Below are 437 nucleotides of genomic sequence, written 5' to 3'. Positions count from 1 at the left end.
ATTTTCCTTTGGTACTTCTTAGCTGAAAATGGGCAAACATTACTGATAAACAGTCTGTTCGAAGCACATAAACCAAAATTATTACTACCCATGAAAAAAGTACTCTCTCTCGTGATGGTGATGACGATCTTCTTCGCTTCTGCCTTCACACCAAAAACCACCTCTGTACATGAAGTTGATGCAGACATTGTTGACTTGGCTGTATCCACTGAGTTTTTGTCCACTTTGGTAGCTGCTGTCAAAGCGGGTGACCTTGTGGGTGTCCTCAAAGGTGACGGACCTTTCACCGTATCTGCTCCGACTAATGAGGCATTTGCCAAATTGCCAGCAGGTACTGTTGAAAACCTCCTCAAACCGGAAAACAAAGCCCAATTGGTAGCAGTCCTTACCTACCATGTGGTCCCGGGAAAAGTGTTGTCCTCTGACCTCAAAAACGG

General features: G+C 44.9%; 1 protein-coding gene. It reads left to right on the top strand.

Translation table 11 applies throughout. From position 1 onward, the window contains the following. Nucleotides 1-90 precede the first annotated feature (90 nt). Nucleotides 91-437, top strand: a 347-nt coding sequence (locus tag ACNKXV_RS13365; protein WP_417908235.1) for a fasciclin domain-containing protein, incomplete at its 3' end; no start/stop codon positions are given.

Origin of the sequence: Christiangramia aquimixticola (assembly GCF_048285835.1) — a bacterium.
GTDB classification, from domain to species: Bacteria; Bacteroidota; Bacteroidia; order Flavobacteriales; family Flavobacteriaceae; genus Christiangramia; species Christiangramia aquimixticola.
This window is presented reverse-complemented; position numbering and strand designations above follow the sequence as displayed.